The 26,582-nt window shown below is 38.2% G+C and carries 22 protein-coding genes; 17 read left to right on the forward strand and 5 right to left on the reverse strand.

From position 1 onward, the window contains the following. Positions 1–55: 55 nt before the first annotated feature. The gene (locus tag ND855_RS04785) at positions 56–1,639 is read right to left on the reverse strand and encodes a helicase HerA-like domain-containing protein (RefSeq protein ID WP_265357414.1); all 1,584 of its coding nucleotides are present in this window, start codon (positions 1,637–1,639) and stop codon (positions 56–58) included. Between the two features lie 178 nt (positions 1,640–1,817). Between ND855_RS04785 and ND855_RS04790 the strand changes: the two genes are divergently transcribed. Further along, entirely contained in the window at positions 1,818–4,214 is a 2,397-nt protein-coding gene (locus ND855_RS04790; protein WP_407658735.1) for a hybrid sensor histidine kinase/response regulator, read from the forward strand. A 4-nt stretch (positions 4,215–4,218) separates the two neighbouring features. On the opposite strand, the gene ND855_RS04795 is transcribed toward ND855_RS04790, so the two are convergent. Further along, positions 4,219–4,839 (reverse strand): response regulator transcription factor, encoded by a 621-nt coding sequence (locus ND855_RS04795; protein ID WP_265357416.1) that lies wholly within the window; start codon positions 4,837–4,839, stop codon positions 4,219–4,221. A gap of 190 nt (positions 4,840–5,029) precedes the next feature. Here ND855_RS04795 and ND855_RS04800 point away from each other — a divergent pair, with 190 nt between their 5' ends. The 5 genes from ND855_RS04800 to greA all read left to right on the forward strand — a co-directional run bounded on the left by ND855_RS04800 (position 5,030) and on the right by greA (position 10,594). Next, positions 5,030–5,500, forward strand: coding sequence for a cyclic nucleotide-binding domain-containing protein (locus tag ND855_RS04800; protein ID WP_100744621.1), 471 nt, complete (start codon positions 5,030–5,032; stop codon positions 5,498–5,500). 155 nt (positions 5,501–5,655) lie between these two features. Then, positions 5,656–5,892 (forward strand): PurA ssDNA and RNA-binding domain protein, encoded by a 237-nt coding sequence (locus ND855_RS04805; RefSeq protein ID WP_015678642.1) that lies wholly within the window; start codon positions 5,656–5,658, stop codon positions 5,890–5,892. Positions 5,893–5,903: 11 nt separating this feature from the next. Next, positions 5,904–6,620: a flagellar filament outer layer protein FlaA2 gene (gene flaA2, locus ND855_RS04810; protein WP_100744622.1), complete on the forward strand. Its 717-nt coding sequence runs from the start codon at positions 5,904–5,906 to the stop codon at positions 6,618–6,620. Between the two features lie 17 nt (positions 6,621–6,637). Beyond that, positions 6,638–7,624: a flagellar filament outer layer protein FlaA1 gene (gene flaA1, locus ND855_RS04815; protein WP_265357417.1), complete on the forward strand. Its 987-nt coding sequence runs from the start codon at positions 6,638–6,640 to the stop codon at positions 7,622–7,624. A 204-nt stretch (positions 7,625–7,828) separates the two neighbouring features. Further along, positions 7,829–10,594, forward strand: coding sequence for a transcription elongation factor GreA (gene greA, locus ND855_RS04820; protein ID WP_265357418.1), 2,766 nt, complete (start codon positions 7,829–7,831; stop codon positions 10,592–10,594). On the opposite strand, the gene ND855_RS04825 is transcribed toward greA, so the two are convergent. Continuing rightward, complete coding sequence (locus tag ND855_RS04825) at positions 10,567–12,378, reverse strand: M23 family metallopeptidase (protein ID WP_265357419.1); 1,812 nt, start codon at positions 12,376–12,378, stop codon at positions 10,567–10,569. The two genes, greA and ND855_RS04825, sit on opposite strands and share 28 nt — an antisense overlap. 124 nt (positions 12,379–12,502) lie before the next feature. Here ND855_RS04825 and ND855_RS04830 point away from each other — a divergent pair, with 124 nt between their 5' ends. From ND855_RS04830 to ND855_RS04860, 7 genes are all read left to right on the forward strand, one after another. Continuing rightward, positions 12,503–13,054 (forward strand): LPS assembly lipoprotein LptE, encoded by a 552-nt coding sequence (locus ND855_RS04830; protein ID WP_265357420.1) that lies wholly within the window; start codon positions 12,503–12,505, stop codon positions 13,052–13,054. Between the two features lie 67 nt (positions 13,055–13,121). Then, positions 13,122–13,559 (forward strand): Fur family transcriptional regulator, encoded by a 438-nt coding sequence (locus tag ND855_RS04835; RefSeq protein ID WP_244242780.1) that lies wholly within the window; start codon positions 13,122–13,124, stop codon positions 13,557–13,559. After that, entirely contained in the window at positions 13,559–14,674 is a 1,116-nt protein-coding gene (gene tgt / locus ND855_RS04840) for a tRNA guanosine(34) transglycosylase Tgt (RefSeq protein WP_265357421.1), read from the forward strand. Before ND855_RS04835 ends, tgt begins: the two co-directional genes overlap by 1 nt. A 93-nt stretch (positions 14,675–14,767) precedes the next feature. Then, entirely contained in the window at positions 14,768–15,103 is a 336-nt protein-coding gene (locus tag ND855_RS04845) for an STAS domain-containing protein (protein WP_002975418.1), read from the forward strand. Positions 15,104–15,168: 65 nt separating this feature from the next. After that, positions 15,169–16,569, forward strand: a complete 1,401-nt coding sequence (locus ND855_RS04850; protein ID WP_265357422.1) for a lipoprotein LipL71 — start codon at positions 15,169–15,171, stop codon at positions 16,567–16,569. Positions 16,570–16,640: 71 nt separating this feature from the next. After that, a complete protein-coding gene (gene nadC / locus ND855_RS04855; RefSeq protein WP_265357423.1) occupies positions 16,641–17,504 on the forward strand; it encodes a carboxylating nicotinate-nucleotide diphosphorylase in 864 nt (287 codons plus the stop codon). Next, a complete protein-coding gene (locus ND855_RS04860) occupies positions 17,504–19,558 on the forward strand; it encodes a RelA/SpoT family protein (RefSeq protein ID WP_265357424.1) in 2,055 nt (684 codons plus the stop codon). The genes nadC and ND855_RS04860 overlap by 1 nt, the downstream gene beginning before the upstream one ends. Here the strand turns inward: ND855_RS04860 and ND855_RS04865 are convergent. Next, positions 19,548–20,954 carry an alpha-amylase family protein gene (locus ND855_RS04865; RefSeq protein WP_265357425.1) on the reverse strand — a complete coding sequence of 469 codons (1,407 nt, stop codon included), beginning with the start codon at positions 20,952–20,954 and terminating at the stop codon, positions 19,548–19,550. The two genes, ND855_RS04860 and ND855_RS04865, sit on opposite strands and share 11 nt — an antisense overlap. On the opposite strand from ND855_RS04865, the gene ND855_RS04870 reads away from it, so the two are divergent. The 4 genes from ND855_RS04870 to ND855_RS04885 are packed head-to-tail and all read left to right on the forward strand — an operon-like array spanning position 20,946 to position 26,188. Next, complete coding sequence (locus ND855_RS04870) at positions 20,946–22,793, forward strand: extracellular solute-binding protein (protein ID WP_407658700.1); 1,848 nt, start codon at positions 20,946–20,948, stop codon at positions 22,791–22,793. The two genes, ND855_RS04865 and ND855_RS04870, sit on opposite strands and share 9 nt — an antisense overlap. 30 nt (positions 22,794–22,823) lie before the next feature. Further along, positions 22,824–23,885, forward strand: a complete 1,062-nt coding sequence (locus ND855_RS04875) for a hypothetical protein (RefSeq protein ID WP_265359343.1) — start codon at positions 22,824–22,826, stop codon at positions 23,883–23,885. Between the two features lie 3 nt (positions 23,886–23,888). After that, positions 23,889–25,457, forward strand: coding sequence for a hypothetical protein (locus ND855_RS04880; protein WP_265357426.1), 1,569 nt, complete (start codon positions 23,889–23,891; stop codon positions 25,455–25,457). Next, complete coding sequence (locus ND855_RS04885) at positions 25,454–26,188, forward strand: polyphenol oxidase family protein (protein WP_265357427.1); 735 nt, start codon at positions 25,454–25,456, stop codon at positions 26,186–26,188. Before ND855_RS04880 ends, ND855_RS04885 begins: the two co-directional genes overlap by 4 nt. Here ND855_RS04885 and ND855_RS04890 read toward each other — a convergent pair. Continuing rightward, positions 26,169–26,579, reverse strand: a complete 411-nt coding sequence (locus ND855_RS04890) for a response regulator (protein WP_100727496.1) — start codon at positions 26,577–26,579, stop codon at positions 26,169–26,171. The genes ND855_RS04885 and ND855_RS04890 overlap by 20 nt on opposite strands. Positions 26,580–26,582: the final 3 nt, after the last annotated feature.

Genomic DNA, 26,582 nt, shown 5'->3' on the forward strand with positions numbered 1-26,582 from the left:
ATGTTTAGAGGAGAAAGAGGTCAAGCACTTTCAAGTGAAGAGTGCTAAAAAAGGATTAGAACCCAAATAACCCTGTTTTTTTCCGTTTGGATCCCCGTTTAGGAGTGACCCCGAGCATTCCGAGAAGACCCCTTGTGACTTCTTTTGCGACCGTCCTTCCGACTTCTCTGGCGAGAGGGTTTTTAGAAAGGGTTTCCACAAAACTTGGGTCTTCCTTTTCCTGGGCACGTTTGGACTTAGGTTTTTTTGCTCCAGTTTCTTCTTCCGCCGTTTCTGTTTCAGAAGCAATGGTTTCCATTTTCTTCGTGAGGATCTCGTGGGCACTTTCGCGGTCGAGAGAGGTTGCGTATTTTTTGACTAAATCGGATTCCCCAATCAATTTTTCGAGTTCCTTTGGGGTTAAAGTCCCCATCCGAGATTTGGGAGGAGAAAGAAGCGTATGGACAAGGGGAGTGGGCGATCCTTTTTTACTAAGAGCTGTGATAAAAGCTTCACCAATTCCAAGTTCTGTGATCACTTCTTTGGTATCATAAAAGTCTGTTTCGGGATAATTTTCTGCGGCAGTTTTGATCGCCTTGCGGTCATTTGCTGTGAATGCACGGAGAGCATGTTGTACTTTAAGTCCAAGTTGCCCTAAAATTTCTTTTGGCAAATCGGTTGGTGATTGTGTACAAAAGATAATCCCAACTCCTTTGGAACGGATGAGGCGTACCATGGTTTCGAGTTGTTTTAGTAGATCACTCGAAGCTTCATCAAAAACTAAATGTGCCTCATCAATAAATAAAACTAGTTTCGGTTTCTCTAAATCTCCTTCTTCTGGAAAGTTTGCATAAATTTCAGTGAGTAGGGATAACATAAACGTCGAAAAAAGTCGGGGTTTTGTTTGGATGTCAGTTAGGCGGACAATCGAAATTTTTCCTTTTTTTGATTCTGTTTTTAATAGGTCTTCCACATCGAAAGACGGTTCACCAAAAAAATCATCTCCACCTTGGCTTTCCAAATCCATTAACTTGCGTAAAATGATGGAAACACTTTGGGAAGAAACAGTTCCATATTCTTTTTCTAATTCTTCTTTCCCTTCGTCGTTTATGTATTGTAGGGCTTTTTTAAAATCTTTGAGGTCAAGGATTGGTAATCCCAAATCGTCACAGTATTTAAACACTAACGAGACAACACTACTTTGTGTTTCGTTGAGTTCTAAAATCCGAGAGAGTAAAATGGGACCAAATTCAGCAACAGTTGCTCTTAGTCTCACTCCTGGTTCTTTGGAGATGGATAAAAATTCCACAGGGTAAGCACTCGGTTTCCAATCCACACCTAAGAGTTTTGTACGTTCTTTGACTTTATCGTTTTCTTCTCCTTCAGCTCCGAGACCAGAAAGGTCACCTTTGATGTCCATAAGCACCACTGGCACACCCACATCCGAAAGTGATTCAGTCAGAAGTTGTAAGGTTTTTGTTTTCCCAGTACCCGTTGCACCAGCGATCAGACCATGGCGGTTTAAAGTCGAAAGTGGGATTTGTACTTTGGCCAGAGGGAGGGTATCCCCATCATATTTCCCACAACCAAGGAACAAGGATCCATCACTTGGGTATCCTTCCTCGATTTTTTTTGTAAATGCATCAGATTGTTTGGCCATTCGTTCCCTCGAAAATCCACTAGTTCGACTGGTTTCCTACCGAAGTCAATGTTTTCTACAACGGGAAAATGGGATCGATGTCCGTGGGGAATCTGCTTCTTTGCCACAAATTTCTCGTAGTAATCCTAATATGATTTGAGTTTTTCCAAAATCTTTTTACTCTTTGGATGTGGAACGGATTCTCACAACCAAACGAGTTGATCTACTTTTCGTAATTTTTCTTTTAATTCCTTTCGTCCATTGTAACCGCGGGATTCCTTCTCTTGCTTCTGCCAAAACCATTCAAAATGGGGTTTTGGACCTCAGTGAAGAAGATGTAAAGGCACTGGATCCGTTCCCTTTGGCAGGGGAATGGCATGCCTTTCCAGGTGAGATGCCAGAAACAGAAGCCGAGTTTAAAGCACTCGACCAAAAAACTCCAAAAACTTTAGCGGTACCAGGCTATTGGGTGAACCAAAACCTTCCCGCTCATGGAGTTGTCACATACCGACTCAAATTACAAGTAAAAGAGCCAATGAACCTAATGGTATACTTACGAGAAGCTTCGTCTGCGTACAAAATGTACTATCACAACCAGGAACGTGGCCTTGTTTTGTTAGGTTCTGCTGGTAAAGTTGCAAAAACGAAAGAGGAATCGATAGGTTATTATTTGGAAACTGGTAGATCCTTTCGAGCCACACCTTCTACTGTATTGTATTTACAAATCTCGAATTATTTGTATTCCCGTGGTGGTCCTTATTATTCTCCCATCCTTGGAGAAGTGGGTAAAACAATCTTATACCTTCGGTTCAAAGAAAGGAAAAAATCTTTTTTCTTTGGTGTCTTTTTGATTCTATTTGTAAGTCATTTGTTTTTATACATCCATCGAAGTAAAAATAAGTCCACACTTTGGTTTTCTCTACTTTGTTTCTCTTGGATGATTCGAATCCTTCTGTTTGAGCGTGTATCCAGGGATTGGTTTGTTGGAAGTGACTTTTTGGAAATGTTACAAATTCGCCTGGAATATTTGGCATTTTGTGGGATCCAAATGTTTAGCTTACTTTTCTTTTACGAAATCCAATTACATTTTATACCCAACAAATTCAAACGGTATTTACTGGTTCCCATTCTTTTGGAAATCCTAATCATTCTTACGACTCCGTACGCAGTGTACACAAAACTCCTTGTGTTTAGCCAAGTATACATGACTATCATATTGATTTTAGCGTTGGTTGCGGCAATTCGTTCAATATTAGTTCGAGAATCACGTTATATAGGAGTTTACATCACGTTTGGTACTTTGGTGATTCTTACTGCAACGATATATGATTCAGTCGTGTTTTTCAAACGATGGGACCTCCCTCTTGTCACTGATCTTGGATTTGCCATTTTTTGTATGTGCCTTGCCATTGTGATATCCAAACAAAACGCACATACTTGGGAGACAGCAGAATACCTGACTCTTAATTTACGCAAAGAAGTGGAATGGAAAACTCTCGAACTCAAAAAAGAAAAAGACAAGGCAGAAAAAACGGGTGAATTAAAGGATAAATTTATCTCCATTGTTTCTCACGACATTCGCTCTCCTCTATTTGGAATTTCTTCCGTTGTCAATTTACTCACCGAATCACCACCTTCCCTTTCTCCCGAAAGAGCAAAACAGGTACTAGGTGAAGCATCTACTGGTCTAAAAAATATTCTGAGTATGGTGGAAGAACTCATCAAATACTCAAGGTTCCAAAATGCGGCCGTTTTTCCAGATTACCAACTGTTTGACTTCCGCCAAATCACAGACCAACTCATAGAACGTGTCCAAGAAATGGCAAAACCCAAAAACATCACTGTCATCACCCATATGGATGATTCCTCCATCGGGATAGGAGATCCGAACCTCATCGAACATTTGATTTGGAACCTTCTCACCAATGCAGTGAAATTCACAAAAGAATCAGGAACGGTAGAAGTTTCCCTTACCGAATCCAATAAACATTGGAGTTTAAAAGTCACAGACACTGGGATCGGAATGCCAAAGTATTGGACCGAACATGTGTTAGAAGAAGGTTTCCTTTTTGTTCGCAAAGGGACTGCCGATGAAATGGGAGCAGGGGTTGGTCTTGCATTTTGTAGGGAGGTGGCTGATCGCCATGGTGCTCATTTGGTGGTCCAATCAGAAGAAGAGAAAGGAACTTCAGTCGAACTCCTACTTCCTAATTTTGAAAAAATTGTCCTCATCTTGGATGACAATCCAGGTTACAGAAAACAAATCAGAAAGGTTTTAAAAGACCTGCCAATTATCATTTGGGAAGAAGAATACCCTGATCATGCTTTGTATTCGGTCTCACGACTCAAACCCGACCTTATCATCGTGGATTTTTCGATGCCTGAAAAAACAGGGATCGATTTTTTAAGGGATTTGTATTCGAATCCAGAGATGGAGGAAATTAGATCCTTACTTGTGTCAAGTTCCCATACAGATCCAAATACAGGTACTAAATTAGAAGCAGAAGTAATTGCACTAGGAGGAGATGCTTTTTTAACCAAAACATCTCCTGATGCCAAATTGGTCGAGATTGTCAAACGACTCCTCGACCTTTGAAAGTTTAGATTAACATTTGTTCTTTGGCACGACCAATCAGTTCGGCAACAGTTTTTGCGTTAAAACGATCTTTGAGGCGCCCTACATGGTATTCCACAGTTCGTTTGGAAAGGCCAATTTCCGTCCCAATTTCTTGGTAGGTTTTTCCATGCCCAAGAAGGGTTAGGATTTGTTTTTCTTTTTTATTGGCCACCTTTCCATCTTGTGGTTTGCGATTGAAACTAAGTTTAAGGTTTTTGGAATAAACCGTTTTCCCAGATGCAATTTCATTTAGGTTTTTGGTAAGGCTACTCAAATCATCACTTTTTAAAAGGTATCCATCTACCCCAGCCTCAATGGCCGAGTGGACAATGGGTTGTTCATCGAGCATGGTGAGAGTGACCACTTTTAATTGTGGTAAATCTTTTTTCCAATCCTTCACCATATTGAGAACATTTTCCCCTGGGATACGAAGGTCGAGTAAGACAAAATCCGGTTTTGTTTCCGAAAGTAGGCCCGCAATTTGCGACGAATGTTCCGCTTCGCCAACCACTTCAAAATCATTTGAAGCATTCACGACATGTTTAACGCCGACCCGGGTCACAGCATGGTCTTCAACGAGTAATACCTTCTTTTTAGGTGTCATAAATTTCCCTTTATCTGGATCTAGGATTCTGTTTTCTTCCTAGCGTTTCCCCCTAGTAGACGAGGAGAACTGGAAATATTAGTACTATTCCGTTTCATTTGTCCAGAAAAAATCATGGGTCTTTCTACTTAATTTTCTCTTGCAAAAACAGGAAGTTTCCCCCATGTTCAGAAAGATCCTAGGAGAATGAATGAATACTAAAGTAGAGAGTCTCAAAAAAATATATCTCTTCCAAAAGTTAAACCAAGATGAACTATTACATATCGCTGAAAAGATTCGGGAAGTCCACCTACCTCCTAGAAATGTGTTGTACGACATGGGCGAAGATGCTGAATCTATGTACATTGTGAAGTATGGAACTTTACAAATCTCTACCTCTACAAGCCATGGGGACGATGTGAACCTCATCACTCTCGGAGAAGGGGACCACTTTGGAGAATTACCATTTTTTGATGATGAAAAACGGTCTGCCAAAGTCGAAGCCAAAGAAAATTCCGAACTCTACGAACTTCGTTACGCTGATTTACATGATATGTTTTCCAAAAATAAGGAAATGGAACTTAAATTTTACAAAGAAGTGACCCATTACTACATCCGAAGGCTGCGAAAACTAACGCACGATTTGGCGTACGCAAGGGAACTGCGCAAACGATTTGCGTAAAACCTTGTCTTAGAGACAAAATGATACTAAATTAGTATTTTTTATTGCGCACATTCGAAAAAACCTTTTCCATTCCTCAGTTTCTTCCTATTACAGCTAAGGAATGGGTTTCGCAAACCGATACTATTACCGTAGGCAGGGAGAAGGAATGCATGGTGGACCCCGAAATCCTAACCGAGAAGATCGTAACACAAAATAAGACTTTCTTGGTGGATTTGAAGAAAAACCAGGCTGGATTTTACCTGAAAGTATCGGAATGGTCGAATAGCAAAAAATCCTCGATCTTTCTTCCGGCGGAAGGAATCGATCGAATGATCGAAATCTTGCATCAATTTAAAAGCCGGATAGCCGATAATGAGAATACGAAAGACCCGGAGTTAGGAGCCTTTTAGGAGTGAGTTTCATGGGGAAATTAGGAATGACCAAACTGTTGTTAGGCCTCTTCCTTTCAATAGGAATGTTGTACGCACAGGCAGATACTGGCGGACAAAATACAGCTAACACTGCAAATGATGAGGATAGCCCTCTTAGAAAAATCGTTTTAGATGATTTCGAAGAGGCTGAGGATTGGAGAGTTAAAGCAACCACTCCACTCGGAGAAACAAGAACTTTGAAACTCGTTCAACGCGGGCTCATCAAAGATGTATTCGATGAAAAAACTGTTCCAGAAGATGGCGGTGACAAACTCGAAAAAAACCATATTTTAGGAGTCAAAACTCATTTTGCTGCTAAAGGGTTGGATCGTGTGGAACTTTACCCTCCGCATGAATACATCATCAAAGGAAAAGTAAGACAAATTTCTGTATGGGTTCTTGGAAGAAAATACAGACATACCTTATTTGCTAAATTCAGAGATTATAAAGACGTAACACATAATATCCGTTTGGGTCGTTTGGATTTTTTTGGATGGAGAAAGTTGACAGCTACTGTTCCTGGTTTCATCCCACAAAGTTCTAGATTTGCTCTTTTGGATAAAAACCTTCATTTTGTTTCACTTTTTGTGACATCCGATGTTCACGAAGTAGCAGGAGACTTTTACTTTTATGTAGATGACTTGCAAGTGAGAACAGACAGATCCGAAGCAAAATACCCTGGATCTGAAATTAAGGACAATTGGTAAGCGGGGAGACGGGAACAATGAAACACAAAAATACCAAAATCCTAACTTTAATAGCGCTGAGCTCGGTTGCACTCATCGGTTTTGCACAAGCACAATACAAAGTATCCAATGGAGTGGCAACACCTGTTGGAAACGATATTGGAGCTTTAGAACTAAAAGCGATTACCATTGAATCTTGGGACAATCCAGTCGCTTCCGCACCATATGGTTGGGAAGTTTTCACCGATAAAGACGGTGTGAACAAAGATGGATCGGGAGACATGAAGTACGATGAAAACAATAAGTATTCACCCGTACTCAATGACTCTGTGAAGTCCCCACTCGTAATGAGAGAAGTGAAATTAGTGCCAGGAAAACCAGGTGACGTAAAGAACGTAGATGCTGGGAATGCAAAGGTATTGGCAGTCAAATTCCAATTTACCTTTCCTGGAAACAACATCGTAACAGTTCGTCCCCCTCGTGCACCTGAATACGAAATCACAAGAGCTCGTCCATATATTGACGCAGACAACAAAAAGAAATTGGAAAAGGTGTATGGAATTGAAGCACCTGGAAATGTAAAAGCAATTTCTGTTTGGGTTCTTGGCCGTGGAAATGAATACGACTTGGAAGGTTGGTTAGAGGATTATAATGGCAATAGCCATATTTTCCCTTTCGGATCCCTTGACTTTGTCGGATGGAGACCACTCCATATCATTATTCCTCCAGGAATCCCTCAAGAAGCAAATGCTTTTCCTGCAACGAGAAACTTGATCTTCAAACAGTTCAAAATTCGTTCCAGACACAATACAGGACCTGAAACCGTGTATCTTTTCTTTGATGAACTTCGTGTCCTAGCAGATACATTTGAAGTTCACTTTGATGGAGCAAACCTAGACTTTGATGAAGAGGATTGTAAAAACAAAGTGAAGTTGGAGCAAATGCTCCAAAAATCGGGAGCAATCTCCACTGGCGCAAAAGTGCGTGATTGTGGGGGAAGTAACGGTTCTTCCCAAAACAAATAGATCCCTTTTCACTCCAAGGGAATCTACTTGGACCAGGAAAACCCAGCCAATCGGCTGGGTTTTTTGGCTTTACAGAATCGAACGGACCTGGAAAATGAACCCTAGGACTGTTCTTTTCGCGGATTCATCGCTAAATTTACCGTAACAACTTTATAGGAACTATGAACACCCTTTATTGGAAATACGAAGAGGGAGATTCTTTTCATGCCTGAGACTATTACCGAAGACAAATCAAACAAAATTGCCGATAACGACAAACTAACACCTCTATTTAATGAGGAAATTTATGTTCGTGCTGATGCAGGAACGGTGCCCGTTTCTAAATTCAAAATCTTTGACGATGTCATTGATGCATATAAGGCAGAAAATCGTTTAGCAGAAGCTAAACAAAAAATCGAAGACCATTTCAAAGAACACCCTGAATCAATCTCCGCCAAATACATGTTAATGATCATTTCTTTCATGGAAGATTCCATGGGTGATGCGAATTTGGTGAAGAACATTTTGGATTCTTTTAAAGCACATGCAAAATGGACTATCATTGAATACATTACTGATTCTATTTTACGTTTTGGAGACCATAGGCTTGCTCTCCGAGTGAAAGCAGAAGCGCTTGATAAACTTAAAAAAAATAAAGAACTCAAAGTTGTTTTAGAAAAATTAGCAAAACAAGACCGCAAAAATCCTGAGATCGCAAAGAAGTATGGATTCTCCATTATGGAAGAAGACAAACAAAAAGCGATGTCTTATCTCAAACTTGCGGTTGAGATGTATGCAAAAAACAAAGAATACGTTCCGATGGAAGAAATTTGGCCTACCATCGTTCAAAACAATTATGAAGACGTAGCCTTTTTTGACAAAATTGAAAGGATCCTGCTCGGCCAAAGAGAAAAAACTCGGTTAGTTGGTCTTCTTTACCCAATTGTTGAGCCTTTTAAGGCAATGGAAGATTGGGATCATGTTATTTACTTCTTAAAGAAAATTTTAGAACACGAACCTGCTTCTCAAAAAGCAAGAAACGAACTCATTCGTTCTTACAAACAAAAATATGCGGCTCACTCGTTGCTTGAAGACTTCCTCAAGATGAGTGAACTTGGAAACAACCGTAAGCCTGTTAAACTTTGTATCACTAATTTCGAACGTAACATTGTGTTTGATACTGGTAACTATGTAATGCATAGAAACTGGGGTGTTGGTAAAATTACATCCATCTCTCAAACGGGAGATTCTATCTTTGTTGATTTTGAAGAAAAGAAAGACCACAAACTTTCGATCCAAATGGCGATCACTTCTCTCAAACCATTGAAGAAAGATCATATTTGGGTACAACACTACGAAGATAAAAAAGGCATCACTACCATGTTCCAAGAGAACTTGGCTGAATTCCTCAAACAACTCCTCACTTCTTACGAAAACCGAATGCTCATTTCTGATATGAAGAATGAACTCATTGGAACTTTTTTGAAAGCAGATGAGTGGTCAAAATGGTGGGCAAAAGTCAAAACCGTTCTCAAAAAAGAAGCCAACATCGGAATGAATCCTAAGAAAAAGGATGAAGTGGTTTACCATGAAAAACCGATCACTCACTCCGAAACTCTCACGCAAAAATTCCAAGCTAGCAATGATGTGAATAAAAAATTGGAAATCGCAATGGAAGCAGTGCGTGATTCTGATGAAGCTGCTGAAGCTGGTGAATTTTTTATCTCCCATTATGTGGAAGAAGAATCAGCAAGAGATATCATACGCAAAATTTCTGCTTACCTTTATTTGGAAGAAGCAGGAAAAGCTTGGCCAACGGAAGAGTTTTCTCATAAAATCCGTGAACCAGAATTAAAAACCCTCATCCAAACTTTAACAAAAGAAGATGCTCTAAAAATTTCTAAGTCCTTAGAAAACACAGATATCAAAAAAGGGTTTAAAGATCTCATTCGTGCGCACCACCCAGAAGCAATCAATATCCTCATTGGATTACTTTTCGAAGTTCCAGTGAAGGTTAACAGATCTGTATTCCAAAACTTGGTAGCTGATGAAAAGTATGCTGAACTCAATTTGTTTGTAGAAACTGTCTCTAACAAATCAAAAGAGAACCCTGAAGTTTTCCTTTGGGTAGCAAAATCGATTTTATCTCATACTTGGAAATTTGATTGGTTAAAGGTAAGTGAAGAAGACTTAGTTCTTCGTGTATTCCGTATCTTAAAACCTCTAGCCAAAATTGAGGACAAGGGAACCAAACTCAAAAACCAAGCAATGGACATTTTGTTCGGAAAAGACAATAGCCTTCTTCGTGACATCTTAACCAATGCAGACGATGAGTATGTTCGTAAATTGTTTGCTCTATTCAAAGAAGTTCCTTATGTGACTGATTTAGAAAAAGACCAATTGTATGCTCTCATTAATGAACTCAAACCAAACATTGTATGGGATGAGTATGATTCAGAAGAAGATGCAGATGATGATCCGTTAGCAAACCTTCCGAACGATGTGGTTCTTGTAACAAGACGCGCATTTAATGGAAAAAAACTTGAATTTGAACACCTTGTAAATGTTGAGATGGCTGAGAACTCTCGTGATATCGGTGAGGCCCAAGAAAAAGGGGACTTACGTGAGAACGCAGAATACAAAGCAGCGATGGAAAAACAAGCACAACTCCAAGCAGCAATTAAACGTTTAGAAGCAGAACTAAAAAGTGCTCGTATCTTAGATTTAAGTGATGTGAAAACAGAAAAAGTAGGAATTGGAACCACAGTTCGTTTGAAAAACAAACAAACTGGTGAAGTTGTCACTTACTCTATCTTAGGTGCATGGGATGCTGATACTGAAAAGAATATCATTTCTTACCAATCACCACTTGCGAAGTCTTTACTAGGTAAACACACTGGCAACGAAGCGACTCTTGTTTTCGGTGCAACAGAAACTGTATACGAGGTATTGGATATCGCTCGTTACTCAATGACTGGACAGGAAGCCTGAAGGTCTTCCCTCCAACCATTTGTAGAAATTAGATCCAAAAACGGTTCGGAATTGTTTCCGGCAAAATCAGATGCCTTAACTTCCAAAAGAAGATAAGGCCTTTCTTTTTGTAAACTCTTGGGAATCAAAACCCTGATGGCACTCCTATCAGGATCGTATTCATACGGAAAACTTTGCCCATCTACCAGTAGTTCTACATTGGTTCGAAATCCGCTCCCCAAATCCGATAATCCATAGTATTTTTCTTCCAGACAGTGGTTTCGTACTTCTGGTAGTTCAATGTATCTTGCAATTGATGTCATAGGAAAAACGTTAGGTGGTGTTTCGTCTGATAGAACCATAAGAAAACCAACTTTTGTTAATTTGAAACTAAAACCGTTGGGTTTTCGTTTTGGTTGTATGCCTTGGAATTTACCGATGGAAGAATCAAAAAAATATAAAGAATCTTTGATAGAAGGAGTAAATCCTAAATTCATCTCTCCTTGGCCTTCGCCTTTCCAACTCATTCGTTTGGTATCAACTTGGTAAATTTTGCCTTTTAATGGAAGTCCTTTGGGAATTTTAAACGGAATTTCCTTTTCGAGTATCTCTGTAATGAGTAAACTTCCTTCACCAGAAATTTCAGCTTTTGTTAGATCAATGGAGATAACACCATCCAATGATTTGTATTTGTTTCCTGTTTTTTTGCTAATTGGTTTTGTGCTGAGATCTGGTGTTTGTTCTTCATGGATGAGGTCAAAAAATACAGAAGATACATTTCCTGTAGCATCCCGTAAGGAGGCCTGGACTTGGACCTTATCTTTTTTCGGAAACGAACTAAGATTAATTGAATAACCTTCCTCTTTGAAGAGTTTTGGTTGTTCATACATATGATAAAAATAAACAGGTGGTGACAACGAAGATCGATTTATATCGTAAAATTGGTGTTTTTGTGATTTATCTTCAAAGGACAAAAAATCAAAGTTTCGTGAGAAAACGGATTTCCCGTTCACCAATAAATCCATTCCATACACATTGTTTTTGTTTCTAGATCGAATTTTGTCATAACCGCTTAATCGGATTCGAATTTTGCCTGTTAGTTGGATCGAAGTGAATTTATCTCCTTGTTCTGTATACAATTCAAACTTCCCTTTCCCAATTTCTTTTGCATTGAGGAGGAGAGGTTTTTCTAATCCGTCTCCTTCTAAAAACATAGATATGATAGTGGGGGGAGTGACATCCTTTTGGTGGATTTCAGCAAAGTAGAGCGGATTGATATTTCCTTTTTCGGACCTAAATTCTAAATGAAGGTGAGGAGGGCCAGATCCTGTTTCCCCTGTTTTTCCAATGGCATTCCCCTTTTTGGTAACAAACATTCCTGGTGGAAGTTTGAGTTGGAATCCTGTTGGGTCTCCCATCAGGAGTAAGGCTCTTCTTAAGAGTTCTAATTCATACAAGGTTCCGCCAAAGGAGTGTAAGTGGGCATACTTTGATTTGATTTTGTATTTAGGATTGTATAAATTTAATGAAAGTCCATAACCTGTTTTGGAATAACTGATTTCTTCCACATAACCGTCAAAAGTGGCTAGGATATTGTGGCCGTTTAAGCCATAGGATTTAAAGTCTGAACCTAAATGTAGGTTATGGTTTCTGATTTCCGCAAAAGTTCCTGAAACAGGAGAATAATAGGGTAACGGAAATCCAACTTCTGAATGAGGGATTTCTGGAATTTTTGTTTCCGCAAATAAGGTGGGTGCCAAAAAAACTAAGGATAGTCCAAACGTAAAAATCTCTCTAGGCCGCATGGGAAAAGTAGAAACCTACCACATACTTTGTCATGCCTTTCCTTAAGGAAAAGGAAATTCTCTATGGTTTCGATTCCCTTGACAAACTAGACTTGAGACCTAGTATGACAGGGAACAAATTCCCATGAAACAAGGTGTCATCATTTTACTCTTTCTTACCGTCTCTGGCTGTTCTTTTCTATTTAAGGAACCAGGTAGACCACCAAAAATCGATGGAGTTCCCGTACCTGATTCCAAAAGACTTTTGTACATTCAAAATGTAAGAAACAATACCTATTCACCAGGGATGCACACGAGACTCACACAAATGATCATGGAAGAGATTGATCGCAGAGGTAGGTTCATCACAACTCGTGAAAAAACTCTCGCGAAATACCGCTTGTATGCGGAAATTGTCCACTACCAAAAAGTGGGGGATCTCATGGATTTGGCTGACCAACAAATCACCTCTGAATTATTTGTGGTCACGCGAGTGGAAATTATTGAAGCCGAAACAGGAGTCAAAATTCCCATGGAACGAAGTGAAATTCCGGGAAGAGTGCATTTTTCTACCCAAATTGGGTACAGAGAATCAGAATTGGAAGCTCAAAATCGATTGTTACGTGTGATGGCCCTTCGGATAGCGGAAGAAGCAGAAAGGGCTTGGTATTATTCTCTCTCTGGTGTATTGAATTAATTTATTTATTTAGGAGATCTAACCCTTGCAAAACGATCCTATTTCCAATGAAGACACAAAAAAAGAGATGCTCGCCTTTGAAGAATATCTCAAAGAAAAAGGTTTAAAAATTACAAACCAACGTTTGTTAGTTGCGCAAAAGATTTTTTCTTCTCATAACCACTTTACAGCGGAAGGTTTGCTCGACGAACTGAAAGACAATAAAGACCGAATTTCAAAGGCTACCATCTACCGAATCCTTGCGATTATGGTAGAAGCTGGGCTTCTCGAAGAACATGACTTCGGCAAAGATTATAAATATTACGAACACATCATTGGCCACGAACACCATGACCATATCATTTGTATGCAATGTGGTCGAATCGTTGAGTTCATCGACGAACGTATTGAAGAATTACAAAACAAAGCAGCTTCTGAAAATGGGTTTACCATCACTGGGCATAGTTTGAATATTTTCGGGAATTGTTTGAACTTTGCAACCTGCGAACATAAGAACAAAAAGTAGTGACTTCGATATTTAAAGAAGGAGTCTATGATACCGGCTCCTATGCAAGGACTGGTACATTAACTTTAGGTGGGGTTCAAATCCCAACACCGATTTTTATGCCGGTTGGTACTCGGGGAAGTATCAAGTCACTTACTTCCGAAGACATAAATGAGCTGGGTTATGAACTCATCCTTGCCAATACTTACCATCTGTATTTAAAACCAGGGAAAGAAGTTTTGGACCACTTCGCAGGTCTCAAATATTTCATGTCTTACAAAAAAGCATTACTCACTGACTCTGGCGGGTTCCAAGTTTTTAGTCTTGCGAGTCTCTTTAAATTTGAAGACGACGGTGTTCGATTCCAATCCCATATTGATGGGAGTTATCATAAATTTACACCTGCCTCTGTCATTGATGTGCAACGCTCCATTGGTTCTGATATCATGATGGTACTCGACGACTGTGCCCCATACGGAAGTGATACCAAACGTTTGGAACTTGCCCTCGAAAGAACACATAGATGGGCCAAAGAATCCTATCAGTATTGGATGGAGAATCCGAATGGGCAAAATGTATTCCCAATTGTGCAAGGTGGGGTGAACGAATCTTTGCGTCTTAGGAGCTTAGAAACCCTTCAAAACATAGCTTTCCCTGGGATCGCCATTGGGGGACTCAGTGTTGGGGAACCAAGGCCGGAATACATTCGCATTTTGGAATGTATGGCACCCTATTTGGACAAACAGAGGCCACATTACCTGATGGGTGTTGGAACTGTTGTGGACATCCTAGAAGGAGTCAAAAACGGGATCGATATGTTTGATTGTGTTTTGCCGACACGAAATGCAAGAAATGGCCAAGTATTTACATCTAGAGGCAAAATCAACCTACGAAATGAATCCCATCGATTGAGTGAGATGCCCATTGATCCAGAATGTGAATGTAAAGTATGTAAAACATATAGTCTAGGTTACATTCGTCATTTACATAAAGTAAAGGAATTAACAGCGTTTTCCTTATCCACCTACCATAACTTATTTTTTATGCAAAGCTTCATGGAAAAGATGCGAAAGTCCATAGAAACAGGCAATTTTAGGCCATTTTATGACCATTGGAAAAATTTGTTTGGTAGCTAAAATTATTAGGTTGACGTACCTATTTTTTTTGAATGCAATTGTACCGTCATTTCTACATTGATTGTAGCTTCATTGAGGAGTCTCTAGACACACATGGAAATCACCAGAAGGGAAAAAGATAAAATCGTAGTACTCGATATTAACGGGGAAATCGACCTTTATAACGCGCCTGAGATCAAGGATGTAATTGCCAAATTGATCGAAGAACAAAAGTATTGCATCGTCATCAATCTCGAGAAGGTATCTTATATCGACTCTTCCGGAATTGGAGCTTTAATTTCAAGTTTGTCCAACCTGAAAAAATACCAAGGTGGATTAAAGATCATCAACGTGGCAGGTTCTGTCCGTAAGGTATTTGAACTCACAAAGTTGACTTCATTTTTTGAAATTTTCGATAGCGAAGACGAAGCAGTCACAGCTTTCAAATAAAAGAGGAAGCGTATATGCGCTTCTCTCTTTTTTTCACCCCCCTACCAAACATTAAGGAGTTTGTTATGTTAAGAAAGAAAAAGACATCTGTCTTTCTCTCCGCTTTGGTATTGTTCTCAGCAGGTTTTGTAAACTGCTCCCAAGAACTACCTCTCAAAGAATTAGCTTTGGCAAAATCTCAAGTAGAAAGAGCTGAAAGACTTTCCGCAGAAGAATATGCACCAGAAGAATACACTGAGGCGAAAAAAAGTTTAGTTTCTGCAAATGAATTTGCTGCTGAAGAAAAAGCATCGGACTCCAAAAAGAGTGCTGATTATGCAATTTCCAAAGCATATGATGCATTAGAAAAAACATTACCGAAGTTAGCTGCAAAATCAAGAGAAGAAGCAGTTGCTGCCATTGACGCAGCAGACGAAGCTTACGCTTCTGAATACACTCCAGAAGAATATAAAAAGGCAGTGAGTGCAAGAGATGCAGGTGAAACCAAATTAGCACAAGCTGATGCTAGCCTTGCTTCTTACTTACGTGAAGATAAAGACGAAACTGCAAAAGAATTAAAAAGAACTGTTGCTTTACAAGAATATGAAGATGCTCATAACCAATTCCAAGAAGCGTCAAAAATCAGTTCAGACGCAAGGAAAGTTGCACTTGAGAAATCAGGTGGGGCACTTGTCAAATCTGCAGACGAAGTAGATGCATTACTCGACAAAGCAGCTTCTTATTCAAAAGCGGGAAACCCTGCCATTGATGAAGAAAAAGCGAGAGTGGCTTCTGCAAGAGAAGACATTCAAGCAGGTAAATTAAAATCAGCGGACGAAAAAATCAAAGCTGCTCGATTGGCATCTGCATCCTTATTGCAAGATTCAATTAAAGACCATGCAAAAAATCGCAATGCACAAGCACGTGAAGTGGTTGAAGATGCAAACGTTCGATTTGGTGAGTTAAATGCTGAAACCTATCTTAAATCAAATGCAAAAGAATCATATGCAAGCACACAAGAAAACCTTGGAGCTTCCAATGAATCTTTACAAGCATCTGGGAACTTATTAGAACAAGATAAGTTTGAGGATTCTATTGCTCAATCCGAAGAAGCAATCCGTTTGGCTGAAATTTCAATCGACCAAATCGAAACTCTCAAAGGAAAAAATAACGTTGCTAAGAAAGATCGCAAAACAGTAGAAACAACTGAGACAACAACCACTGAAACAAAAGATACAAAAGCATCTTCTTCTCAAGTAGAAGAATTGTCTGGTGGTTGGAAACGATACACTGTAGAAAAATCTAATCCTGCAGATTGCCTCTGGAGAATCGCAGATCGTGAAGATATCTATAGTGATGCAAAACTTTGGCCACGTATTTTTGAAGCGAATCGTAAATCCATTCGTAACAAAAATCTAATCTATCCAAAACAAAAACTCAATATCCCACCAAAAACGGGAAAAATCGGAAAAGCTCCTAAACAATAAACATTGTTTAGGTGATGTGAAAAAAGCTGTCGTAAAGACAGCTTTTTTTTTGTCTAAATTATAGGATGAATATGAATAGAGGATATACAACTCCCATAACATCAATCACAGAAAAAGACTTTGAAAGCTTGGTGGAATTGGCTTTGGAAGAAGATTTGCCTGCGGGAGACATTACAACGGATACTTTGTTTTCTGTTGATGAATCTTGTACTGCTATCCTACTTGCGAAAGAAGAAGGTGTGTTATGTGGACTTTCTGTGATTCCTTGCCTAATCCAAAAATCAAAAACAAAGGTAACATGGAATCAAATTTTGGAAGATGGTGCCCCTTTATCCAAAGGGACAATCATTGGTGAGTTAAAAGGATCTCTCGTTGGTATTTTAAAAATGGAACGAATTTTACTCAATTTCATCCAATACCTTTCGGGAATTGCTACGAATGCCAATCGAGTTTCCAAACAGTTTCCAAATCTCCTCATTCTAGATACTAGAAAAACTTTACCTGGTTATCGAAAATTAGCAAAATATGCAGTGTATACAGGTGGCGGTGCTAACCATAGAATCAATTTGTCGGACATGGCAATGTTAAAAGATAACCACATAACAAAAGCAGGTTCGATTCAATCAGCCGTTCAAATGGTAAGGCAGAAAAATCCAGGGAAAAAAATTGAATTGGAAATTGATGGGCTCTCCCAACTAGAAGATGCCATCGATTCCAGGCCAGATATCCTTCTTTTGGATAATTTTTCCGATGGAGATACCGAAAAAGCAATTTATATCTTAAAAGAAAAAGCTCCAGAGATTCGTATCGAATGTTCAGGTGGCATAACACCTGATAAATTAAAATTTTTATCTAAGTTTGATGGAATTGGAGTGAGTATGGGATATTTAACTCATACTGTGAAATTTTTGGACATTAGTTTGGATATCAAATAATGGGACTTTATCAAGATATAAAGGACAAACAAGAGTTATTCGATGCAGTCCAAAAAAGACTCGGTTCCGAAAAAGCACAACTTATCGAAAAAGCTTATCACATTGCCAATAAAATGCATGAAGGACAAAAAAGGCTTTCTGGCGAACCATATATCATCCATCCAATGAATGTTGCTTCTGTATTGGATGACTTAGGTCTAGATGAAAGGGCAATCGCTGCAGGATTATTACATGATGTTGTAGAGGATACAAGTTACACCAAAGAAGATATGGCTAGAGAGTTTGGTGAGGACATTGCCGCTCTTGTAGAGGGTGTTACAAAAATTTCCGAAATTAAATCACAATCGAAAGAAACTGAAGCAGCAGAAAACATTCGAAAGATGTTACTTGCTACGATAAAAGATGTGCGTGTGATGTTAATTAAACTGGCAGATAAAACACATAATGTCAGAACGTTAAAATTCCAACCAGAAGAGAAACAGAAACGTATCGCCAAAGAAGTGTTATCTTTGTATGCTCCCATTGCGGGACGGCTCGGTGTTTATAAGGTAAAATTTGAATTGGAAGATTTAGCCTTTCAGTCTTTGCATCCAGAAGAATACCAAGAAATCAAGAAAAGAGTTTCGGCTAAAAAATCGGAACGTGATGAATACATTGAAAAAATTAAAATTATATTAAAACAACGATTAGCAGAAATCAATATTGATGCAAGGATAGACGGAAGGGCCAAACATTTTTACTCAATTTATCGTAAGATGGTAACCAAGGAAAAATCTTTTTCTGAAATTTTTGATCTTCGTGCTGTTCGAATCATTGCAAATGAAATCAAAGATTGTTATGGTGTACTTGGAATCGTGCATACATTATGGACTCCAATTCCTGGAAGATTCAAAGATTATATTGCCACTCCCAAAACAAACCTATACCAATCTTTACATACAACTGTGTTTGGACCCGATGGTCGTCCTATGGAAGTACAAATTCGTACAAAAGAGATGAATGCCATAGCTGAAAACGGAGTGGCTGCTCATTGGGCATACAAAGAATCGACTAACCTTTCTCGTTCCTCGGTTATCTTACAAAATGGTGTGGAAAATGCCTTCCGCATGAAATGGTTGGAGATATTGAAATCTTGGCAAGATCCAAGTTTAGACTCAAAAGAGTTTATGGAAGAACTCCAATATGACCTTCATGAAGATGAGGTTTTTGTTTTCACACCAAAAGGTGAAATCATCGAAATGCCAAAAGGTGCAACGGTTTTGGACTATGCATTTCGTATACACACTGATGTAGGCCTACACGCGCGTGGTGGCAAAGTGAATGGTAGGATGGTTACACTTCGTACGGAATTGAAGTCGGGTGACCAAGTAGAAATCATTACAGAAAAAAATTCGAAACCATCACCAATTTGGCTTCGGATTGTGAAAACCTCTGGCGCCAGACAAAAGTTACGTGCCTATTTTCGAAAACTCCAGGAAGATTCCCAAAAAGAAACCATTGGTTCTGTTTTAGAAGCTTCCAATCCAACCTTTGATGAAAATACGATCAAAGAAATCAAAAAAGTTAAGATTAAAAAACCGACAAAACCGAACCAAAACCAAGAAGAATCAAAAGAGTTTGGGATATCGGTTGCTGGTTGGAATGATGTACCAGTTCGAGTTGCCTCTTGTTGTACACCAATTCCAGGGGATGAAATCATTGGTTTTATCACACGTGGAAGAGGGGTTAGCGTTCACAAAAAAGACTGCACAACTGCAACCAAACAGTTAGAGTGGATGAAAACTATTCCCGTTCGTTGGGAAGGACCAGGGGAACCAATCCCAATTCAAATAGAAGTCCGTGCCAAAGACGTACAAGGAATTTATCTATCGATGGTGGAGTCTATTTCGAGTACGGAAACTAATATATTGGAGGCAGGTGCTTCTTCACATCCAAATGGTACACTTACCGCCAAATTCATGTTAGAAGTTGATCACTTAGACCAACTAAAAGAAATATTAGAAAATTTGAGAATGATCCAAGGTGTTGTGTTTGCCGAAAGGGTTAAAAAGTAAACCACTGTATCTCATTAGGTTCTAATTTGAAATACATTCCTTCTTTTTGAGGTTTGCCTTGTGGGTAAATCTGATTCGAAACAATATTGATTACTGTTTCTTGATACTGTATTTTTTCCTCATAAGGAATCCATCCTGAACAAGGTACTTGGTTGTAATTCCAAAGGAAAAGTTCTGTCTGATTGTTTGAGATCAGTAACCTCATAAAAACAGGCAATTGGTTCATTTCCGAATAATTTACAGTTTGGTATTCCATCAGATTGGAACGTTTGGAGAATGTGCTGAAGGCTCTTTTGTAAAATTCTTCAATGTCTCTGTCAAATGGTTCTTCATCTACTTTTTTCAATTGGACAGGAATTTTTTTGAGAGAACCAGTTTCTTGTCCATCAAAAAGAAGTAGTATGCCTGGTAAACAAGATAATAAACTAAAGTATGTTTTGGAATGTTCGCCAAATATATGTTTGGCTCTATTTTCGTCGTGGTTTTCCAGAAAACGAATTAGGTTTGGTTTTGATATTTGTCCAGTTTCATTTGAAATAAGTTCTGCTACCTGCTCGAATCGATGATGCGCCAAATCGTCATAAAGTGATTTATCATATGTAGCATCAAAACCTAGTGAACGTAATGTAGCATCCAATCCCCAATACACTTCTGCATAAAATCGAAAATGTGGGAATTCACTTTTGACGGAATGAATTACCTTATCCCAGTGGTATACGGATCGTTTCCCATGAGTTTTTTCAAATACATCAGGTAAAGGTAACATTGCCATATCGCATCTAACACCATCACAATGTTTGGCGATCCTTTTTAAGATTTGAATGTGGCAGTTTTCTACTTCAGGGTTTGAAAAATCCCATTGGATTGTGTCCGTCCATCCATCAAAATATGGATCTTTGCCATGTTTGTAACGATTTCCATTTGGGTGTAAAAAACTATTTTGATCTTCTTCTATAAGGAATGATTTGAGAAATAAATTAGGAAATTCTGAAACCAGTGGCGAATCAATTGCCATATGGTTGGGTACAAAATCGAGAATGAGTTTTTTGTTTTGGGATTGGAACCATTCGTATATTGCTGTTAGGTCTTTCTCTCCACCGATCAGAGGGTCCAAGTTGTATTCATAAATGGAATAGGGAGATCCGTAAATATCAGTGTTTGCCAGTTGTGATCTGACAGCATGGTAACCTGGTTTTAGTTCAGGCATTGTTTGAGCGATTCTTTGTGAGCTTGGACTATTTTTCCAAACTCCCATAAGCCAAATTTCATCTGCCCAAGTAAAGGGAGTTTTTTTTTCTAATTCATTGAAAATTACAGGAAGTTGTTCCCCCTTTTTTCCACAAAAAAGCCTTGAGCCTATCTCGTACAAATGGATTTGATGGAAGGGATGTTTCATAAATTAGTTCAATACCATATGGTTCGTTCCCAAGTAATCAAGTTTGTTTTGGTAGGTTTTACCTGTCTTTTACCAATTCTTTTCTTTCAAAATTGTTCAGAAGAGGACAATAAAGAAAGCCTGAGTCGTGTGCTTGACCTTCCTTGGGAAGGTGATCCAAATTCCATACCCAAAGCCTTACAACTGAAAAATCCTGTCGCAGACCCAAAGGCTAAAAAGGGAGGTAGGATACGGATTTACTCTCACCAATTTCCAAAATCATTGAACTATTATTTAGACCAGTTCACGACAACTGCAAGAATTTTCACAAGTTTATACGAACCTCTCACTGCTTACCATCCACTTACATTGGAAACCATCCCACACCTTGCAAAGGAATGGAAAATATCTTCAGACAAAAAGAAATTCACTTTTTATTTGGATCCCAATGCACGTTGGTCTGATGGGAAACCTGTTACAGCAGATGATGTCATTTTTACTTATGATACAATCATGAATCCCAAAAATGGAACTGCAGTTTTTAGGATTTCTCTTTCACGTTTTTTAAAACCAGTTAAAGTCGATGACCTAACAGTTGTTTTTGAGGCAAAAGAAGTTCATTGGAATAATTTTAATGATATCGCATCGTCCATCTTCATTTTACCAAAACATCATTTTGAAGGGAAAGATTTTAATAAAGAAAATATGGAATTTCCTATTGTTTCTGGTCCATATAAAATAACTGAAGTCAAAAAGAACCGATACATCAAATTAGAAAGAAGAGGAGATTGGTGGCAAAGGGCTTATCCGTTTAACGAAGGTCGAAACAATTTTGATCAAATTGTATACAAAGTTTATAATGAAGAAGCAGTCGCGTTACAAGCATTCAAAAAAGGTGATATCGACATTTATCCTGTTTATTCTGCATTTGTATGGGTTGAAGAAGCAAAAGGGGAAGCTTTTGATCAAAATTGGATCGCTAAACAAAGGATTTTTAATTTAAAACCAATTGGATTCCAAGGTTGGGCAATGAACTCACGAAGATCTATATTTGCTGATAAACGAGTGAGAGAAGCGATGAACTTACTTGTGGATCGAAAATTAATGATCGATAAGCTAGCATATGGTGAATATGATCCAACAAATAGTTATTATCCAGATTTTTATCTAGGTGGTGAAAAAAATCCAAACATTCCAACAGAGTTTAATATTGAAAAGGCGAGGAAGTTATTAGCTGAAGCTGGTTGGAAACCTAATTCGGAAGGGATTTTGGAAAAAGATGGAAAACCATTCCAGTTTTCAATCCTTGATCGAGATAAAAAAACTGAAAAATATTTTACAGTGTTTCTGGAGAAAGCCAAAGAAGTGGGTATCCGAGCATCGATTGATACATTGGATTTGGCTGCTTGGAGTGAACGAGTTGATAAATATGATTTTGATATGACTTGGGCTGCTTGGGGCTCCGGGATCTTTAAAGATCCTGAATCTCAATGGTTATCAAAGTATGCAGATGAAGAAGGGCAACCCAATTTACCTGGACTAAAATTACCAGAAGTGGACAAACTGATTGAAAAACAAAAAACGGAATTTTCAGTATCCAAACGAAACGAGATTCTCAAACAAATTGATCGAATTGTTTATAAAGAATATCCATATGTTTTACTTTGGCATTTGCCAAGTACGCGACTTTTGTATTGGCAAAAATATGGAATGCCTAGTTTACCACTTGGTAAATATGGAGATGAGAGTTTTTCATCTGATTACTGGTGGTATGATGAAGAAAAAGATAAAAAATTGACTGAAAGCCTATCTAAAAAAGAAAAGTTTTTAGATTACGAAGCCATTGTTCGTTGGAAGTAATCTTAGTTAGTGGCAGATAAAAAAGGTCCAATCAAAGGGATCCGTGATCGGATCTCACAACTCTGGAATCAATATCCTAGTTGGGGGAAAATTCCGCAATTTTTGGAATTGTTGGAGAAGGGCCTCGACAAAGAGCTGTTTGTTGATCCAAATAAAAATGAAGAACCCATTCCACTGGAAGACTTACCAGTGGATGAAGTTCTCCGGAAATCTGGTTTTATTCGAAATTTATACGAGAAGTTATTCCCTGTCTCGCATGTCTTTCGAATGACCTATCGTTACAATCGTGAATTTTTAGATAATTTTATGCCTCTGTCCTTAGATGATTATATAGGACGAGGTTCTTATAAATTTGTTTATAAACTTCCCTGGAATCAAGTTGTCAAAATCGGAAAATCAAAATTACCTTCCGATGTGATTTTTGGTTCCCTATTTAAAGAAGTGGGTAGGGATTTATCTAGATTTTTAAAACCAGAGGAAATTGAACTTAGGGATTTTTTAAAAAAACAGACTTTTCGAGATTCTAAAAAAGATGAAATCGATTTTAAGTTCAAACGTTTAGGATTGGAACGGTTACACTATTGGAAATTAAAATCACTGATTCCTGATTTAGTCGTACCCACTCGTTTTTTTATGGGATTACGAATGAGGAAAAATCCATTTGGTATTCCAAACGTTACTCTCACACCATGTGACCAACAACCGCTTCTTGCAGGGAAACATTTAAAAGAGTTTACCATCCGAAATGAAAAATTAGACCAAAATCCGATTTTGGATAAACTTTTCCCAAAATGGAAATTAAATTTTGATTCTCACAGGTTTGGAGTCATTTCAAAATCAAAACTCAAAAAAATTGCAGTGGATTTTAATCGTGTGATTGAAGTCACAAAGTATTTGGCAGAAGAAGAAAAATTAATATTTGATATCCATGCAGAAAACATCATCATCACGTTACCTGATTTTGAATTAAAAATTTTTGACTTTCATGTATTTGACGACTATCTTTATGAACCTTCATTAGAAAATCCTACTCCTGAGATGGACCACATCCTAATCATTGAAGAATTTATCAAATCATTTGAATTGGATTAGTCCATGTTGGATTTAAAACGTAATTTTATTTCTTATTATCTATTAGCAGCCCTGATGTTTTTGTATGCGATTTACCAAGCATACCACTGGAGATGGATTTGTGATGATGCCTATATTAGTTTTGTATATGCTAGAAATTTCTTCGAAGGGAATGGGTTGGTATTTAATCTTGGGGAAAAAGTAGAAGGATATACGAATTTTCTTTGGACTCTCTATTTATCGCTTGGTTATTTTGTAGGTATTAAACCACAACTGTTGTCTGTATTCACAGGAATCTTTTTTTATATTCTAATATTGTGTTTGTTTTTTAGTGCTGAAAATAAAATTTCCTTTGGTAATATTTACCCACTCCTCATTGTCCATTTGGCATTTTTATTCCACTTATACATATTCGCTAGTTCGGGTTTGGAAACTTCTGTATTTACCTTTTTTTTAAGTTGGGGATTGTTACTTTGGGAAAAACAAAACAAACGAGTGTTTGTCGTTTTTTTTCTCGCAGCCCTCATTCGCCCTGAAGGGGCTTTGTTTTTGGTGTTCGCATCACTGGATTGGATACGAAAAAAACAGTTTAAAGAACCTATTGTTTTTGGAGTTTTGTTTTTATTTTTTTGTGGGTTACGTTTTTTTTATTACGAAGATTTTTTTCCGAATACCTTTTATGCCAAAGGGAATAAAGGAAGTTACTTTTCACAAGGGTTCTATTATCTTTTGTATTTCTTAAGATCCTATCCATTGTTTCCGTTTCTAATTTTAATCACTGGTATTCAAATCTTTCATATCTTTCGAACAAAAAAAGAAAATCGATTCCTTATTTATACACTCTTACTATATATCTTTTATGTGTTATATGTTGGTGGTGATTTTATGGGGAATCGGTTTTGGATTCCGATATTACCATTTTTCTCATATTTGGCCTTCCAAAGGATCCAGTTTTGGACAACCGAGTCTCAAATTGAGTCCAATCAAAAATATCGTTTTTATCTAATCTATTCCAAAAATTCGATTTTGTTTGCCTTGCTCTTTATCCTTTCTTCTGCGATTTATACCGACCCATTAAAATCCGATGGCAAACGTGTGCCTGATTGGCATGGAATTGGGGAAGAACGAATGTTTTATGAACAACTTTTAATGGATCAGAGTGGGTATGATGATGGTGCTTTAGAGAATTTTCGAGTGGCATTTTTTGGAGCACAGGCTCATTTCATTTATTATTTGAAACCCAATTTTGCGTTTGAAGCAGAGTCAGGGCTTACTGATAAATTTTTTGCGAAAAAACAAATTGATGTTAGGGGGAGGGTTGGTCACGAAACAAAACTTTCTTATGAGGATTTGAATTTTCGTAAAATCGATCTTTTACTTGATCATCGTCTACCTGAATTAAATCTTCCCTTTATTACTTATAGATGGCGTTCTATGCAACTTAAGTTTTACATTTGGAATTATGATCCAATCAAAATGAATCCACTCTGCCAAAGGAAGGATTGGAACTGTGATGACCTAACGAAACGTTTTTTATCGGAAGGATTGGATTTGAAACAAATAGTCTTTTTTGGGGAAGAAGATTCAAAATGAAACAATCTGTATTCCTTCCGTATGGAAAGATTACCTATGGCACTTTCGGGAAAAAGGAACTTCTAGATCCGATCCAGGGAAACCAAGAGTTTCCAAAATCAGCGAAGGATTGGCTTACATATACAAGAGAGGTTTTTTCAGAAACCTATTCCAATCCATTGTATCAGATCCATAGTTTAGGACAAGTTCATGGTGATCACATTGAAAAGTTTCCTTCTGAAACAAATCAAATATCAGTTAACCAAGTGAAAGAAGGGGATGGACTTTTTTCCTTACAAAAAAACCAAGTTCTTGTGGTGCGAACTGCAGATTGTGTGCCCGTATTCCTCTATTCCACACAACGCCCGTTTGTATCGGTCCTGCATTCAGGTTGGAAAGGCACACAATTAGGAATTACTGAGAAAATGATCGAAAAACTTATCCGTGAAGGTTATTCATTTGAGGAGTTATCTCTCGAACTAGGGCCTTATATCCAAAGGAACCATTATGAAGTGGGAGAAGATGTTGCTGTTTTATTTGCTGAATTAGGAAATGAGGTTTGTATGCCCAGAGGTGGTGGTAAGTTTCTTTTGGATGTGGGACTTGCGATTACAAAGAGAGTGGAACAGCGCTTTGGTGAGAACATCCGAATTGTCAATCGACATACAGATGTATTCCAAAGCCCTCTCTACTTTAGTCATAGGACCAAAGAAGAGGGTCGGAATTTGAACTTTATACTTTGGGAATCTTAATCAGAGTTTCTTTGATTTTTTCTAAGATTTTTTCCCGTTTGATGGGTTTTACAATATAGTCCATCGCTCCGTTTTCTAAAAGTGCTTTGATGACAGAAGGAGTGTTTTCTTCCGAGATAAAAAGAATCCTCGGTAATACTCCCATCTCTTTCATATCCCAAAATGCAGCATAACCATCTACTTCTGGTAAAAAGATTTCAATGGTGACAAGGTCAATTTGTTGGCGATTTTCCTTATACAGTTTAAGAAGTTCTTTTCCCGTTTCCGCAATTCCGATGATTTTGAAACCTTCCGATTCCAAAATCTGTTGGAGTTGTTTCGATTGAAATTTGGAATTCTCAGCAATGAGAATCTGATATGGTCTACCTGTCGGTCCTATGCCAGCTTGCATGAT

Source organism: Leptospira paudalimensis (assembly GCF_026151345.1).
In the GTDB taxonomy this organism is placed as follows: Bacteria; Spirochaetota; Leptospiria; order Leptospirales; family Leptospiraceae; genus Leptospira_A; species Leptospira_A paudalimensis.